This window comes from Pantoea jilinensis (assembly GCF_019104105.1).
Taxonomy (GTDB): Bacteria; Pseudomonadota; Gammaproteobacteria; order Enterobacterales; family Enterobacteriaceae; genus Pantoea; species Pantoea eucalypti.
In genome coordinates this window covers 2,231,979-2,247,547 of the sequence record NZ_CP077746.1, presented here as the reverse complement: position 1 = coordinate 2,247,547, position 15,569 = coordinate 2,231,979, and the positions used below count along the sequence as shown (strand labels likewise).

General features: G+C 55.7%; 14 protein-coding genes. 4 read left to right on the top strand and 10 right to left on the bottom strand.

Going from position 1 to position 15,569, the window contains the following annotated elements:
• Positions 1-27: 27 nt before the first annotated feature.
• Positions 28-465, top strand: coding sequence for a transcriptional regulator SlyA (slyA, locus tag KTJ90_RS10590; RefSeq protein ID WP_003850268.1), 438 nt, complete (start codon positions 28-30; stop codon positions 463-465).
• Positions 466-505: 40 nt separating this feature from the next.
• Here slyA and slyB read toward each other — a convergent pair whose 3' ends face one another.
• Positions 506-973 (bottom strand): outer membrane lipoprotein SlyB, encoded by a 468-nt coding sequence (slyB, locus tag KTJ90_RS10585; protein WP_003850267.1) that lies wholly within the window; start codon positions 971-973, stop codon positions 506-508.
• A gap of 282 nt (positions 974-1,255) precedes the next feature.
• Between slyB and anmK the strand changes: the two genes are divergently transcribed.
• A complete protein-coding gene (anmK, locus tag KTJ90_RS10580; RefSeq protein WP_003850265.1) occupies positions 1,256-2,377 on the top strand; it encodes an anhydro-N-acetylmuramic acid kinase in 1,122 nt (373 codons plus the stop codon).
• 47 nt (positions 2,378-2,424) lie between these two features.
• Here anmK and KTJ90_RS10575 read toward each other — a convergent pair whose 3' ends face one another.
• The 3 genes from KTJ90_RS10575 to KTJ90_RS10565 all read right to left on the bottom strand — a co-directional run bounded on the left by KTJ90_RS10575 (position 2,425) and on the right by KTJ90_RS10565 (position 4,721).
• On the bottom strand, positions 2,425-2,658 hold the full coding sequence (locus KTJ90_RS10575) for a DUF4060 family protein (protein WP_003850264.1): 234 nt from the start codon (positions 2,656-2,658) through the stop codon (positions 2,425-2,427).
• A gap of 228 nt (positions 2,659-2,886) precedes the next feature.
• On the bottom strand, positions 2,887-4,098 hold the full coding sequence (locus KTJ90_RS10570) for a diguanylate phosphodiesterase (RefSeq protein ID WP_039660337.1): 1,212 nt from the start codon (positions 4,096-4,098) through the stop codon (positions 2,887-2,889).
• Positions 4,099-4,196: 98 nt separating this feature from the next.
• Positions 4,197-4,721, bottom strand: a complete 525-nt coding sequence (locus tag KTJ90_RS10565) for a GNAT family N-acetyltransferase (RefSeq protein ID WP_039660336.1) — start codon at positions 4,719-4,721, stop codon at positions 4,197-4,199.
• Positions 4,722-5,009: 288 nt separating this feature from the next.
• Between KTJ90_RS10565 and KTJ90_RS10560 the strand changes: the two genes are divergently transcribed.
• Positions 5,010-5,243: a hypothetical protein gene (locus KTJ90_RS10560; RefSeq protein WP_003850261.1), complete on the top strand. Its 234-nt coding sequence runs from the start codon at positions 5,010-5,012 to the stop codon at positions 5,241-5,243.
• 154 nt (positions 5,244-5,397) lie between these two features.
• Here KTJ90_RS10560 and KTJ90_RS10555 read toward each other — a convergent pair whose 3' ends face one another.
• Both KTJ90_RS10555 and KTJ90_RS10550 read right to left on the bottom strand, forming a co-directional pair.
• Positions 5,398-6,546 (bottom strand): MFS transporter, encoded by a 1,149-nt coding sequence (locus tag KTJ90_RS10555; RefSeq protein ID WP_039660334.1) that lies wholly within the window; start codon positions 6,544-6,546, stop codon positions 5,398-5,400.
• Positions 6,543-7,085: a TetR/AcrR family transcriptional regulator gene (locus KTJ90_RS10550; RefSeq protein WP_003850258.1), complete on the bottom strand. Its 543-nt coding sequence runs from the start codon at positions 7,083-7,085 to the stop codon at positions 6,543-6,545. Before KTJ90_RS10550 ends, KTJ90_RS10555 begins: the two co-directional genes overlap by 4 nt.
• A 542-nt stretch (positions 7,086-7,627) precedes the next feature.
• Here KTJ90_RS10550 and KTJ90_RS10545 point away from each other — a divergent pair.
• Complete coding sequence (locus KTJ90_RS10545) at positions 7,628-7,903, top strand: hypothetical protein (protein WP_003850257.1); 276 nt, start codon at positions 7,628-7,630, stop codon at positions 7,901-7,903.
• A 100-nt stretch (positions 7,904-8,003) separates the two neighbouring features.
• On the opposite strand, the gene budC is transcribed toward KTJ90_RS10545, so the two are convergent.
• From budC to treZ, 4 genes are all read right to left on the bottom strand, one after another.
• Positions 8,004-8,768 carry an SDR family NAD(P)-dependent oxidoreductase gene (budC, locus tag KTJ90_RS10540; RefSeq protein WP_499026500.1) on the bottom strand — a complete coding sequence of 255 codons (765 nt, stop codon included), beginning with the start codon at positions 8,766-8,768 and terminating at the stop codon, positions 8,004-8,006.
• A gap of 127 nt (positions 8,769-8,895) precedes the next feature.
• A complete protein-coding gene (gene glgX, locus KTJ90_RS10535) occupies positions 8,896-10,971 on the bottom strand; it encodes a glycogen debranching protein GlgX (protein ID WP_003850253.1) in 2,076 nt (691 codons plus the stop codon).
• A gap of 56 nt (positions 10,972-11,027) precedes the next feature.
• A complete protein-coding gene (treY, locus tag KTJ90_RS10530) occupies positions 11,028-13,556 on the bottom strand; it encodes a malto-oligosyltrehalose synthase (protein WP_499024497.1) in 2,529 nt (842 codons plus the stop codon).
• The gene (treZ, locus tag KTJ90_RS10525) at positions 13,553-15,337 is read right to left on the bottom strand and encodes a malto-oligosyltrehalose trehalohydrolase (protein WP_003850248.1); all 1,785 of its coding nucleotides are present in this window, start codon (positions 15,335-15,337) and stop codon (positions 13,553-13,555) included. The genes treY and treZ overlap by 4 nt, the downstream gene beginning before the upstream one ends.
• Between the last annotated feature and the right edge of the window lie 232 nt (positions 15,338-15,569).

Genomic DNA, 15,569 nt, shown 5'->3' with positions numbered 1-15,569 from the left:
CTAGCAAGCTAATTATAAGGAGATGAAATGGATACGCCCCTCGGAACGGATTTATCTCGCCTGGTGCGCATCTGGCGCGCGTTGATTGATCAGCGGCTGAAACCGCTTGAGCTGACTCAGACACACTGGGTGACGTTGCACAATATTCATCAACTGCCGCCAGAACAGTCGCAGATTCAGTTAGCCAAAGCAATTGGGATTGAACAACCTTCGCTGGTGCGCACGCTGGATCAACTGGAAGAGAAAGGACTTATAACCCGTTCGACCTGCGCTAACGATCGTCGTGCCAAGCGAATTAAGCTGACGCAGCAGGCTGAGCCGATTATCGAACAGGTTGAGACGGTAATTGATGAGACGCGGGATGACATTCTTTCCGGCATCAGCCAGGAAGAGATCCGTCAGATGGTGACGCTGATCGCCCGGCTTGAGAAAAATATTCTCGAACTTCAGAACAAAGAGAAATAAAAAAACCGACGCACAGGCGTCGGTTTTTTGTTTCACAACATCAGCGAGGTGAAACCGTCACCTGGCTGCCGTTGGATGCCATTGCAACACGCTGGCCAACAGAATAGCGCGAGGCGGCCTGCTTCTGAACCACCATGATGGTGTTGCCATCATCCTTACGGATTTCCAGCTCTACGCCATCCGTTTTATTCACTGCGCCCTGAACGCCCTGACCCGCAACGCCACCCAGAACGGCACCACCGGCTGTCGCCAGGCTACGTCCGGTGCCGCCACCAATGGTATTACCCAGGAAGCCACCTAACACCGCACCACCAATGGCACCGATGACGTTGCTCTCATCGCCGCCCTGGATCTTCACAGGACGAACGGAGACTAAGGTACCGTACGAAACGCTCTGGATTTGCTTTGCTTCACTGGCACTGTAGGTATCACCCGACAGCGTACTGGTATTGCTACAACCTGCGAGCATAGCACCGGTCAGAGCGACCACAATTACACGCTTAATCATTTGAAACTCCTTTAGTCGAGAAGGCGCCACGTTTACCGCTGTATCCTGCACACAGTATAAGACACAAACCTGGCAAATTAATCCCTGTCCGAATAAAACACGGTTGAACGAAGCATAGACTATGCAGGATTAACAATAATTCAATCGTGGTCTAAAAATAGTCCCATAACGTTATCAGTGAGCACGATTGGATAAAAACAATTTAATCATAGAATTAGCGATCATTATTTGTCAGGCTAGCCGCAGACGAATTGCACTTCCTGCCGGAAGTAAGGAATAGCTATGAAATCAGGACGCTATATCGGTGTGATGTCAGGCACCAGCCTGGATGGGGTGGATGTGGTGCTGGCTGCCATTGATGAAAATATGGTGGCACAGCAGGCAAGCTACTGCCATCCGATGCCAGCCGCGCTGCGTCAGGCGATTCTGGGAGTGTGTCAGGGGCAAACTCTGACGCTGTCGCAGCTTGGCCAGCTTGATACCCGCCTCGGCCAGCTCTTTGCTGAAGCCGTGGTGACATTGATGAAGCGTGAAGCGCTGGAGGCCAGTGACATCACGGCGATTGGCTGTCATGGTCAGACCGTCTGGCATGAGCCCCAGAGTGACGCACCTAATACGCTGCAGATAGGTGACAATAATCAGATTGTCGCGGCGACCGGCGTGACGGTGGTGGGTGACTTCCGCCGCCGTGACATGGCGCTGGGTGGGCAGGGTGCGCCGCTGGTGCCTGCCTTTCATCAGGCGCTGCTGATGGATGCCACTGAACGCCGCATGGTGCTGAATATTGGTGGCATTGCCAATCTCTCGCTGCTCATCCCGGGTCAGCCAGTGCGCGGCTTTGATACCGGCCCTGGGAATATGCTGCTGGATGCCTGGATCTGGCGCAATCAGGGGCAGCCGTATGACAAAGATGCACAGTGGGCGCGCAGCGGAACCGTGATTCAGCCACTGCTGGAGGCGCTGTTGCGTGAGCCATGGTTTGCGTTGCCGCCGCCGAAAAGCACCGGGCGCGAACACTTCAATCTTGGCTGGCTTGAACAGCATCTGCGCTATTTCCCGGGGCTGGCCCCACAGGATGTGCAGGCCACACTGGTTGAGCTGAGCGCCATCACTATCACGCAGCAGGTGTTACTCAATGATGGCTGCGACCGTCTGCTGGTGTGTGGCGGCGGGAGTCGTAATCCCCAGCTGATGGCGCGCCTGGCGGCGCATCTTCCTGGAACGGAAGTCACCCCTACTGATGCGGCGGGAATCAGTGGCGATGACATGGAAGCGCTGGCATTTGCGTGGCTGGCGTTTCGCACACTCTCCGGCCTGCCGGGCAATCTGCCTGCGGTAACGGGCGCACGGGAAAAGAGTGTGATTGGCGCAATCTATCCGGCCAATTCTCTCTATCGCCGTTAAGCGGGGATGGCGGGGGCACTTTGCCCCCGCGCTATGACAAGCGGCCGTCAGGCGGCGCCGGAGAGGTGCGTCAGATTGCGGACTCCGGTAATGACCGTAGCAACCATGGTTTCGCGTCGGGTAATCACCTCAACCTGGTAAAACCGGCTGCGGTAGGCGATAGAATAGATAATGGGATGGTACTTATTACCTTCTCCGTAGCGTGAGTAGTGCGCTTCAAGCGCACGGGTCGCTGCCAGGATATGGGAGGGCTCTTTATCACCGCGGATGATTTGCTTCATTCAGTTCCTCAAATGCTGTCCCTGGAGTCACGTCGCACGCATGGCGCGTAGCGCTGGCCTAAACACTGAACATCTGACTGCTAAACATTTAATCACTGACTGGGTAAGGTCTGACTGTGACGCGGGAAGATGACAGAAAGATGATCCCCCGGCGCTGTTAATTATTTAGCAGCCGCCGGGAAATCCAGCAAGGCAGGGGATTGAAAATTCATCCAAATCGCAGTGGAATTAAACCAGCTCGGGCCAGGCGACGGCTGCAAGGCCATTAAGTTGCGGTTGTGAGAACAGGAAACCCTGGAACTGAGTCACGCCTGCCGCTTCAAGCCACATCCACTCTTCTGGCTTTTCAATGCCCTCGGCGATAACGCCGATCTCCAGCGAGGAGCAGCATTTCAGAATGGCATGAATGATCGCCTGCTTGGGCCCGCTTTTATGCACATCCGAAATGATGGCACGATCAATCTTAATCTTGTCGGGCTGAATGCGGGTCAGCAGCGAAAGCCCGGCAAAGCCGGCACCAAAATCATCCAGCGCCAGGCTGATGCCGGCGGCTTTCAGCTGCCTGATAGCGGCTTCAAATGCCTCAGGTTGCGAGATGATTTCATTCTCGGTGAATTCCACCATAATCTGCTCCGGTACCAGCCCCTGGGCAGCAATCTCAGCCAGCAAAAACGGCACCGCGTCGGGCATTTCCACCAGAGTCATCGGCAGCAGATTGATCGACAAGGTCATCCCCTCGATCCCCAACTGCTTTGCCTGGGCAAACGCGACCTTTTTAGAGGTCAGATCAACCTGATAGAGCTGCTCCCGAGACAATCGGGAAAAATAGGCCAGCGGGGATTCACCCTGTGGGCCACGCAGCAGGGCCTCCAGCGAGACAATTTCGCAGGCAAAAGGATCGACGATAGGCTGAAAAGCAAAGCTGACGGCATTCTCAGCCAACAGTGCCGCGTCGCCTTCGCGCTGTTCTGATTCGTTACGGATAAACGTCCAGCCGCTGGTGGCTGGAATTTCAAAATAGTTCTCTTTTTCCCGCGCTTCGACAAAAGTTCGCAGGAACTGCAGGGCACGATCAGCGTAGGTCAGTTGATATTTCGTGGTGCATTTTGCCAGCACCGCTTCCAGCACCGTCTCTTTATCATGCAGCCGCAGATCGAACAGCTCCATTCCGACGTGACCAAAACGACGCGCTGGGGCGTAGTCACGCAGCAGTTCGACCAGATTATGATGGCGCGGGTCCTGGCAAATCCGGCTGTAGACCGCCTTAACCGCCGCCTCTGGACCTTCGAGCAGTTGGAAAAAGTGCGTGCCATTGAACAGCAAAATTCCGGTGACATTGGATGATTTATTGATTTTATTCGCTTTTAACGCCAGATCATTCAGGGTTTTCAGCGGCACATTCTCTGTAATGTGGCTGCGATAAATGATTGTCGACAACATAAAGTTTTCCGGAATTTTTAATTTTTGTTAACACACTTTACCAGAAGGTTCTCTACGGGAGAACGTGGGGCCGTGTGCCTTTCTCGCCAGCGCAATATTTAGTCTTTACTCGGTAACGCTGAATCGCCCAGTCCCAGAGTACGCTGCATAAAAACGGTATCCAGCCAGCGGCCCTGTTTAAAACCCACCGATCGCAGAATGCCGGTCATTTCAAAGCCCGCGGCGCGATGCAGGGCAATCGAACCCTGATTCTCGCTGTCACCAATGTTAGCGATCAACTGGCGATATCCTGCCTGCTCAGCCCACCTGATGGCATGTGCTAACAGATGTGAACCGGCTCCACGCTTTTGAAATCCGGGATCGATATAAATAGAGTCTTCCAGCGTATGCCTGTAGGCGTGCCGTGGACGATAGGGGGCCAGATAGCAAAACCCACGGACGTCACCCTCACTGACAGCGACGAACCACGGCAGGCCCGCCTGCTGAACTTTACCTATCCGCTCGCCAATCGCGTCAGCGTCGGGCGGCACGGTCTCAAAGGAGCCGGTTCCGTTAATGACATGCCAGGCGTAGATTTGCTGAATCGCTGTGATGTGGCGCTCATCAGCCTCAAAAAATTCCATTATCTGGTTTTACCCCAAAAATCTGCACCTGGTGAAAAAACAACGGTATAGCGAGAGGTAAGAGGTCGCAATATAAATATTTCGCCTTTCAATGATTTTTTATAGCGCCGTTCTCCAGGAAAAGTCCTGGCAGGTATAGTTAAATAAAACAGGTGGATTTAGTGCCACGACTCAATGGCGGTTAAGCCTATTCTGAAAACGGTGTTCGTCAGATGATCCGGGCCAGAGTTAACGTTATTATCTTTGCAATCAGGGCAGGGGCGATTATTTATCTGGAGGCGTGGCGTGATGCGATTTGTGGATTTTCTGAATAGTAAGCAGGGGCTGCATGCAGCCAGAAATCACTGCTTTGAATTAAATGGCGTGGTGCTGGGCCATTTCACGGCGCTATTTCTGCACGACAATCAGATTATTTTCACTAAAGACGGTAAGCAGTGCGCTGTGCCTTATTACCTGGGTCCTGAAGACGATTTACTCCAGCAGCAAATTAATCCTCGCATTAAAAATATCCGCGCTATCTGATTCGCGCGGGTGATTGTTATCACGCGATAGAGTCCGCCGCGTAAAATTATTACGCCTCATTCTCCGGATACCTATTTTCGGGCTGTCTGGCATGGCACGTTAGCGACTATTAATTACGTTTGCCGGCGCTTTTATTTCTTTCATCTCCGCCTGTTTATTTAACCGCCTCACCGCTGTTCTCTGCCGGTAAAACAAACAGCAACAGCAGAGCAACGATCACAAAGAGCGTTAAGGCCGTAGTGGCACCCCAGCAGGCGTAGAGCTGGCCAAACAGCAGCGATCCCACAACCTGACCTACCGCCAGCATAAAAAACAGGATGCCGACGCCAGTCGCCGGGTCTTCGGCGGTGGCGCGAGCGCCCCAGACCAACAGCACGCCCGACAGGGTAACGTAACCTGCGCCGCAACAGGCAACCGCGATACCTAAGCCGATAGATTCACCCTGACTCAGGGCCAGCACAAGCAGCGGCAGTGCCATACCACACAATGACAGCCGGTAAACGCCATTTAGCCCTATACGGGCAGCGACCAGGCCGGTTGCCGCACCCACAATGCCTGCACTTCCCGCAATCAGCCAGAGTAAGCGGGCGGTATCTGCATCAACACCGACATGCTGACGCAGAAGCGCCGACCCAAAGCTCCACCAGGCTGCACTGACCAGGCCCGACGTCAGCGCGATACCCATCAGCTGACGCATAGCGCGGCGATACAATCGCTGCTGCCAGTGACGCACTCTGGAGGTACGTTCCGCCGCTTGATCCTTTAACACGCGTATTACCGGCAGCACACAGAACAGTGATAGCAGGGCAAACAGCAGGCAGGCCGCGCGCCAGCCGCCTGGCAGCATGCTCAGGATCACTACCGTCAGGATAATGCCCGCGCTGGTACCTGCATTAATCAGCGTATTTATGCGCGGCTGACGTGCTGCAGGAATTCTGTGACTGACTGCCGCGGCCAGTGCGGGTGAAGCCAGACCAGAACTCAATCCGGCGATAAACAGTCCGGCCGCCAGCATCAGTACTGACGAGGCACTGGCGAGCAGAAGCAGACCTGCCGTTGCACTGAGTGAGGCCAGCAGCGCGGTCACGCGTGTGCCATAGCGATCTGTCAGCGCGGCTGAAGTGAGAATAGTGAAGCAGTAAGCCGCAAAGCTGCATGCCGACAGCAACCCCGCCTGCTGTGGGGTAAACGGGATATCTGACGAGATAGCGGGCAGCATCAATCCCCATGAGAAGCGGGCCATGCCATAAGTCGCGGCGATCAGACTGAAGCCGGTGAGTGCCAGGGCGGTAGACGATCTCATCCGGTCACGCCGTTTTGACGCAGTAGCTGACGGGCGACCTGAGCCGCCTGTCGGGCTGCGGCGGGACCGGTGAGCAGCGCCGTAGTAATCGCGCCTTCGAAGAGTATCCAGATGGCATCACTCAGTTGCCGATCTTCAGCACCGTACAGATGCGTCACACACTGTGTTATGTAGTGGCGCATTGTGGCACGGAAGGCCAGTGCCTGAGCGGCCAGCTCACTGTCACGCTCAGCGTATTCCCCCCAGGCTTTCAGGAAGAAGCAGCCGTGGGCACCGTTCGCCCTGGTCCAGTCGCCCAGCACCACAAACAGCTGCTCTATCGCCTCTGGCTGTTGCGGTGGCAGCAGTTCAGCCATAAAACGCTGCTCGCGCGCACTCAGCACGGCAGAGGTCAGTGCTTCGCGTGAAGCGAAATGATGATAAAACGTACGCGTAGAGACGCCGGCTTCCCGACAGAGTTGATCGGTGCTGGTGGCGTGAAAGCCATGTGTGTAGAAGAGCCGCTCGGCAGCCTGAATGATATCGTTTCTCTTTTTCATGACTCAAAAGTAAACCGATCGTTTTACTTTTTCAAGCCCATTCCTATTCTTTGCACACGGCGGTATTGATAAATCCCCGACGGCGGGCACACTGGCGCTTCGCTTAAAGGGGCGCTGGAGGCTGCTTTTTTTCTTTTTCAGTCTCTGTTTATCAATACTCATACTTACCCCGGCGGGGGTTAATTTTGTTAGTTGTGACTCTAATCATAACGGAGGGTACTTACAGGGAATGCTTGCCGGTTTAATCATTAGACTGTTGTTTTTAATGCATTATTTTAAGTTTTGCTGATTTATTGATGCATTAGCATTACAAATACAATCGGGGGTGTAAAACGGGTGGGAATGTTTCAGTGCGTCGAATGCCTGAAGCGATGTAAACGGCAAAAAAGGGTATATTCTCAAAGTCAGTTTGAGTTACGCAATAAAGTGGTTTTAGGGATAATTCTCAGTTAGTTTAATAACACTTCAGATTACAACAAAAACCTCTTACGAATTTTGGTTCGTTTTTTAAGATACATACAGCAACTATCAGGATGACTACCATGCTTAAAGCCAGCTATTATTATCTGTGCCCGCGCCCCATGGGTGGGTGGATTTTACACAAAGAAGGTTGCGTTAATCTGTCAAAGAACGACAAACGCATTTTTATTGGTTCACTTTATACCCGCCAGCAGGCGCTGGCCGTGGCAAAAGTTCATCACGCAAATGCTATGCTCTGTAATGCCTGCCTGAGCACGTTTATTTGCCCGACCAGTAGCAGTACGGCCATTAAAACGGCGCGTGCGGCAACGCCAACCCGTCATACGCCAAGACATTAATGTATTCACATTAATTTGCTGTATAAAAAAGAGAATAAAGCGAATTAATCAGGACAGGTGCTCAGAATATACAGGCAGCGTAATAACGCTGCCCTGATATTTATGCCTGCTTAGGCTGACCATTTGATGCGGTAATTCCGCCATCGACCGGCAAATTAACACCTGTAATATAACTGGCTTCTTCGCTGGCAATAAACAGAATGGCATGGGCGATATCATCGGCTTTCCCGGCGCGCTGCAGCGGAATACGATCGTAAAAGCGCTCCATCAACTCCTGGTCCTGACTGGCATCTTCAGTCAGATCGGTTAAGGTAAAGCCAGGACAGATTGCATTGACCCTTACGCCATCTGCGCCGTAGTCCATAGCCAGCGCACGGGTGAAGTTGGTAATCGCCCCTTTGGCTGCATTATAAATGCTCATGCCCCAGTCGCCGCCTAAGCCGGAAACGGAAGAGATGTTGACCACGTTGCCTTTGCTTTTTAGCAGGGCAGGCATGAAATAGTGCACACCATGGAAAACGCCATCAAGGTCGGTTTTCATCAGGGTTTTCCATGCGTCGAGTCCGACTTTATGAACGCGGCCCTGCACGATAACACCTGCATTATTCACCAGCACGTCAACACGGCCATATTTCTTCAGCACGGTTTCTGACAACTGCTTAACCTGTTCGGCTTCTGAGACGTCGCATGCTGCCACCAGGTGGTCGCCCGGTGTCATCCCAGCCAGCGTCTCTTCCAGTTTCTGTGCGGTACGTCCCACCAGCACCACTGATGCCCCTTCTTCAGCGAAGCGCTTCGCGCTGGCTTCGCCAATGCCGGACCCGGCACCTGTCACAACCACAACTTTCTGCGTAAATCTGGACATCATGCCTCCTTATCAGCATCAATTCTTACTATTAACAACCGGTTAAGCCTGGCACCCATTGGCAGAAATACAAGCGCAGCGCGAAATGCGCTGCGCCAGATGACGGCTTTTTAACCGGAGTTAACGGCTAGGGACGTCTGAAAAGGGCGAAACTGCGTCCTTCCAGTTCGAAATCCTTCTCTTTGGTGATCACCAGACCGCGCTTCGCGGTGTCGCTGGTGGTCAGCTCCAGCACCCAGCCACCTTCACCGAACTGCGGAATGCGGAACGGCACATTGCCTTCAAACGGGTTAAGCAGCATCAGTACGTCATGCCAGATGCCTTCCTCGGTCTGCAGATCCGGCCGGCCGATATAAACCCCCAGCGTTGAGCCTTCATCCCACTGCTCAGACTGCTGGAAGCCGCCACCGGCGTTAAACCATTTGATATCCATACCGTCGCGCCAGTTTTCGCGGCGCAGCAACGGCTGTTGAGCACGCAGCGTCAGGATCTGACGAGTGAACTCGCGCAGTGCCTCAGCAGACTCGGGCAGGTTATCCCAGTGTACCCAGGAGATTTCGCTGTCCTGACAGTAGCCGTTGTTGTTGCCCATCTGGCTGCGGCCAAATTCGTCGCCTGCCAGCAGCATCGGCGTGCCGTGAGAGAAGATCAGCGTTGCAAGGAAGTTACGTTTCTGACGCTCACGCACCGCGTTAATGCCTTCGTCATCGGTCGGGCCTTCAACGCCGTAGTTGTATGAGCGGTTGTCGTTGTGACCGTCGTTATTATCTTCGCCATTCTCATCGTTATGTTTGTCGTTGTACGACACCAGATCGTTGAGGGTGAAGCCATCGTGTGCGGTAATGAAATTGACGCTGGCCCACGGACGACGGCCGTGCTGATCGTAAAGGTCGCCAGACCCCAGCAGGCGGGCGGCAAAGTCGGTAGAGACGTTGTTGCCTTTCCAGTAATCACGCACGGTATCGCGGTACTGATCGTTCCATTCTGCCCAGCCAGGCGGGAAGCTGCCCACCTGGTAGCCGCCCGGACCGATATCCCAGGGTTCGCCAATCAGCTTTTTCTGCGACAGGATTGGGTCCTGCATGATGGCATCGAAGAAGCCGCCGCGCGGGTCGAATCCATCGGGCTCACGACCGAGAATGGTGCCGAGGTCAAAACGGAAACCGTCGATATGCATCGACTCTGACCAGTAACGCAGGGAGTCGAGCACCATCTGCAGCACGCGCGGATGTGAGGTGTTGACGGTATTGCCGGTGCCGGTGTCGTTGATGTAGTAACGATGCTGGTCTGGCATCGTACGGTAATAGGAAAAGTTATCGATGCCCTTAAACGACAGCGTCGGGCCCAGCTCATTGCCCTCGGCGGTGTGGTTGTAGACCACGTCGAGGATCACTTCGATACCGGCATCATGGAAGGCGCGCACCATGTCACGGAAGCCCTGAATGCCGCGCGGCCCGAAATAGCGTGTCGCGGGCGCAAAGAAGCCCAGCGTGTTGTAACCCCAGAAGTTTTTCAGCCCTTTATCCAGCAGATGCTGATCATCCGGGAACCAGTGCACTGGCAGCAGTTCAACCGAGGTAATGCCCAGGCTTTTAATGTAGTTGACGGTCGATTTATGGCTCATGCCGTCAAAGGTGCCGCGCATCTCCGGTGGCAGTGCCGTGTTGAGCTGCGTGAAGCCTTTGACGTGGGTTTCATAGATGACGGTTTTCGGCCACGGCACGTTCGGGCGGTTTTGATCGTGCCAGTCGAATTCATTAGGATCGATAACCCGGCACTTTGGTGTAAACGGTGCGCTGTCGCGGGTGTCGAACGTCAGATCTTTATCGTCGTGGTAGAGATCGTACGCGAAGTGTGCCTCGTTCCAGGCGATATCACCCGCCAGTTCACGCGCGTACGGGTCGAGCAGTAACTTGTTCGGGTTAAAGCGATGACCATTTTCCGGATCATAAGGGCCATAGACGCGATAGCCATAGAGCGCGCCGGGTTTCAGCCCCGGAATGTAGCCGTGCCATACTTCGTGGGTATATTCCGGCAGTTCCAGCCGGGCAATTTCCGTTTTGCCGCTGGGATCGTACAGACAGAGTTCAACCCGCTCGGCGTGGGCGCTGAACAGGGCGAAGTTCACGCCCTGACCATCAAAGTTGGCCCCCAGTAAATGGCTGTAACCCGCCGTAATTTCAAAACGCTGACTGTTTGACATTTATGCCTCGTTATTCAATGAACAGATTGACGCGTATAAAACATTAATGCCGGTTGTCATTTTGCGACCAGCACAGCGCACCACTGTGCCGCCAGCGCTGTAAGCGGCAACTGGTCGCCTGCATCAAGCGTTTTACCGCTCAGGACATCCTGATACTTACGCTGGCTCAGTGCCGCAGGCAGGGCGATGACCGTATCAGCCCAGCGCGCGGCAGGTGGCTGATCGAGATTCTCTGGCAGCGCGTTAAACACCCGGCGTGACACAATTACAATCACCGCCTGATCCTGAAGCGTGCGGGCAAAAGCCAGCACCTTATCCTGCTGCTCGCCCTCCGCCGACAGCGCCAGATAGTCGCCGCGACGGAACAGCTCAGGCTGCTGCTGACGCAACGCCAGCAGCTTCACAATTGCCTGCTGATTGACCTGACCATGCAGCCAGTGCGCTTCGCTGCCGTCGTGCTGTGGCGCCGTAAGCATCGCCGCCAGGGCATCGAAATCAGGCTCGCGGCGGTTATCGGGATCGACCAGGCTGAAGTCCAGCGCCTCGCTGCCCTGGTAAATATCGGGTACGCCAGGTGCGGTAAGTTTCACCACGGTCTGGGTCAGACTGTTAACCAGTCCGGCACGCATAAAGGGTTGCAGCGACTGGCAGAAGTCATTGAGGAATGCGCTGTTAGCGGGCGCGAGCAGGTGACGGGCATAACCCAGCACCGCCTCTTCATAGGCGTCGTTGTTATCGGCCCAGTCGGTGCGGAGTTTGGCTTCACGCAGCGCTTTCTCCACATAGACCACAAAGCGGGCTTCCAGCGCCGCCAGGCCGTTAGCATCCTGCGGCTGAAGCGTCGTAGGCCAGACCCCGGCCAGTGCTTCATACAGCATCCACTCGACGGCCGGCTCCGGTGCCGGACCATCTTTCAGCCGAACGACATGATCCTGATTGATCTCCCGCCAGCGGCTGACGCACTCGGCCCAGCGCTGCGGCGCTTCGGTCAGCGTATAGAGACGCGCACGGGCATCTTCACCGCGCTTGGTATCGTGCGTTGAGGTGCCTGACAGCGCATCAGGCTGATGTTCGCGCCGCGCCTGCATCTCGGCATGAAACTGATCCAGCGAGAAGTGACGTGCCAGCGGTTCAGCGCCGACTTCATTCAGCGCCAGCGCCATATGCTGACGGAAGAAGAGGGTGTCCTCGACTGATTTCGCCATCAACGGCCCGGTCAGCTGCTGGAAGCGGGTGCGGAACTGCGTGGCATCGTCGCGAGCAGCGTCGGCAACGTCAGCGCGCAGAATACGCGTCAGGAAGTCGAGCGCCTGGGTGTCTGGCGCGTGGTCGCTGGCTTTGACCTCGCTGACCACCTGTTGCAGCAGCGCGGTGTCGGCGGGTGTCAGGCCTTCTGGCGTGCCATAGGTGCGATAAACCGGAAAGGCAACCAGCAGTTCCCGCAGCGCATTTTTCAGTTCCGCCTCCGGCTGTGGTTTGCCGTCTGCATCGGCAATCTTCAGTGCCAGTTGTTGTAACCGGTTAAATTCACCGGCGAAATTGCGGTTCGCCATCAGTAGTTTGGCGGCACGCAGCTCTGCTTTCATGTCAACGGTTTTGCCGATAACGGCCTGATACGCCTTGCGCAGGCCGCTCAGGCGGTCGCTGTCGACCAGCAGATTGGCGAGAGCAGCCATAAACTCATACCCGGTGGTGCCGGAAACCGGCCACTCGTCAGGCAGCTGTTCATTGTCGCCGAGGATTTTCTCCACGGTAAGATAGCAGTCGGGACCGGCAGCCTGGCGTAACTGCTCCAGATAGCCGCGCGGGTCGGCCAGACCATCCACGTGGTCAACGCGCAATCCCTGCACCGCGCCGCTGTGGACCAGTTCGAGGATCAGCTGATGTGCGGCATCAAAGACCGTTTTATCTTCCACACGCACGCCCACCAGACCGGTCACTTCGAAGAAGCGACGGTAGGAGAGATTGTTGGGCGCATCGCGCCAGGAGATCAGTTGCCACGGCTGCTGGTCATGCAGTTCAGCAATCTGTGCGGCATCACGCAGGGCCAGTACGGCCTCTTCCCGATCCTGCCAGGTCTCCGGCTTCAGCGGATAGAAATTATCGAAGTAGGCCAGCGCCGGCTTGCCGGTTTGCGGATCGCGCTGCACGCTGATTTCACCTTTTTCCAGCACCGCCTCAAAAGTGTCACCGAGGAACGGCAGCGTCAGGCGGCGCGACCAGTCGATATCGAAATAACGGGCATAGCGACTCTGTTCGCCATGCTCAATAACGTCACGCCACCAGGTGTTCTCCAGCGAGGCGGCCATATGGTTAGGGACGATATCGAGAATCAGCCCCAGACCGGCGGCTTTCAGTGCGCCAGCCATGCGATCAAAGCCTTCACGGCCGCCAATCGACGGCTCGATCTGGTTAACGTCGGTCACGTCATAGCCGTGAGTCGACTCTGCGGTCGCGCTGAAGATCGGCGACGCATAGAGATGGCTGATACCCAGCTGTTTCAGGTAGGGCACCAGCGCCGCCGCACGGTCAAAGGTCATGCCGTTGCGGAACTGAATGCGGTACGTTGCGGTTGGAATATTCATTCTGCTTCTCTCTTTTCCAGACGCACGACAATCGCGTTGGGAATCAGTTCGGTGGCGGTCTGCGGCCAGGCAAACAGGGTTTCGCCCGGTAAATCCGGGATCGGCTGCGTGCTGTCGCCGACGTTCAGCGCCAGTGACAGTGTGCCCAGCGGGAAGTCCCAGCGAACGGCCAGGAAACCTTCTGACGTTTTCACTATCTGACCGGCATCACCCCCGGCCGTCTGCAGCAGCGGCACAATATGTTCCTGACGCAGCGCCAGCAGATGACGCGTCAGCGCCAGCCACTGCTGACCTTCCGGCGTTTCTGTGCGCGGCCAGTTAAGCTTCGACTGTTCAAAGGTGGTGACATCATTGGGATCCGGCACCGTTTCGCCGTGACCGGCATGGCCTTCAAACTCGCGGGCACGGCCTTCGCGCACCGCTTTGGCCAGATCGCCGTGGAAATCGGTAAAGAACAGGAACGGCCGGGTTTCACCATACTCTTCACCCATAAACAGCAGCGGGATGTGCGGCGAGGCCAGTAACATGGCCAGCAGCACCTGCGTCCGCTCTGCACCTGCCAGCGAGACCAGCCTTTCGCCCTGTGCACGGTTACCCGTCTGATCATGGTTCTGGATAAAGTCGACAAAGGCGACAGGCGGCTGACGGCTGCTTTTCACGCCGCGTGGCTCACCCGACTGCGGTGAAACCTCGCCCTGATAGACAAAGCCTTCGGCCAGCGCCCGCGCGACCCGCTGTTCCGGCTGGTCGGCGAAATCCTGGTAATAAGCGTGCGTTTCACCGGTTGCCAGCACATGCACGGCGTTATGGAAGTCATCGTTCCATTCGCCGGTGAACAGCGGCGCTTCTCCGTTTTCATCACGCGGATGCAGGAAGGTGACGTTACGGCAGTCTTCGGTAGTGAGATGAACAGGGCGGTCGGTAATGGTGGCGCGGATGCGCTCAGCAATCTCAATCAGCACATGTTTTTCGCTCGGATCATCAATCTGATCGATGGCGTCAAAGCGCAGGCCATCCAGATTGAACTCCTGCAGCCAGTAGAGCGGCGCTTCCACGATATAGCGGCGTACCGCATCCACGTCATAGGCGATACCCGCGCCCCACGGCGTCTGGCGCTCTTTGTGGAAGAAGTCTGGCGCCAGCAGCGGCAGATAGTTGCCCTCCGGGCCGAAGTGGTTCAGCACGATATCCAGCACAACAGACAGACCATGGCCGTGCGCCGCATCGATAAAGGCTTTGAAATCATCGGGCGAACCGTAGGCAGCATGGGGTGCATAGAGCAGTACGCCATCGTAGCCCCAGCCGCGATTACCGCCAAACTGCGACACCGGCAGCACTTCAATCATGGTGATGCCGGTTTCAGCCAGCATCGGCAGTTTTTCAATTGCCGCCCGGAAGGTGCCTTCAGGCGTAAAGGTGCCGATGTGCAGTTCGTACACTACCGACTCCTGCCACGGACGGCCCTTCCAGCCTGTGTTTTGCCACTGATACGCATCAGGATCGATCACCAGCGACGGGCCGTTAACCTCCGCTTTCTGAGCACGGGCGGCGGGATCGGGCACGGCCGTGCCATCCGCCAGCACAAAATCATATTCGGCATTTGCTGCCACACCCGCGACCTGGGTTTCAAACCAGCCATCCGCCTGCGGTGTCATTTCAATGTCTTTACCGGAGAGCCGCAGCGTCACGCGTTGCTGACCGGTTGCCCAGAGGCGGAAACGCACCTCATCACTGGCAACCCGTTCAGCGCCCCAACTTTTGAAAAAAGATTTGGATTCCATTCAGTTGCCTCATTTAGCCTGGAAATACGCGATGGTGGCCACCGCGTGAAAAGGATGTCGATGACGTAAGCGTCAGAAATCATAAACCGTGCAGCGAGACCAGGATGCCAGGTGGGCTGGCGCGTCTCTTCAGCCAGAACGCAGGACTGATGTTCAGCGTTATGCGGCGGGAAGGGGGGAGTGAGACCGCTTCCACGCGGCATACAGAAAGTAATCATAGACTAAGATGTTG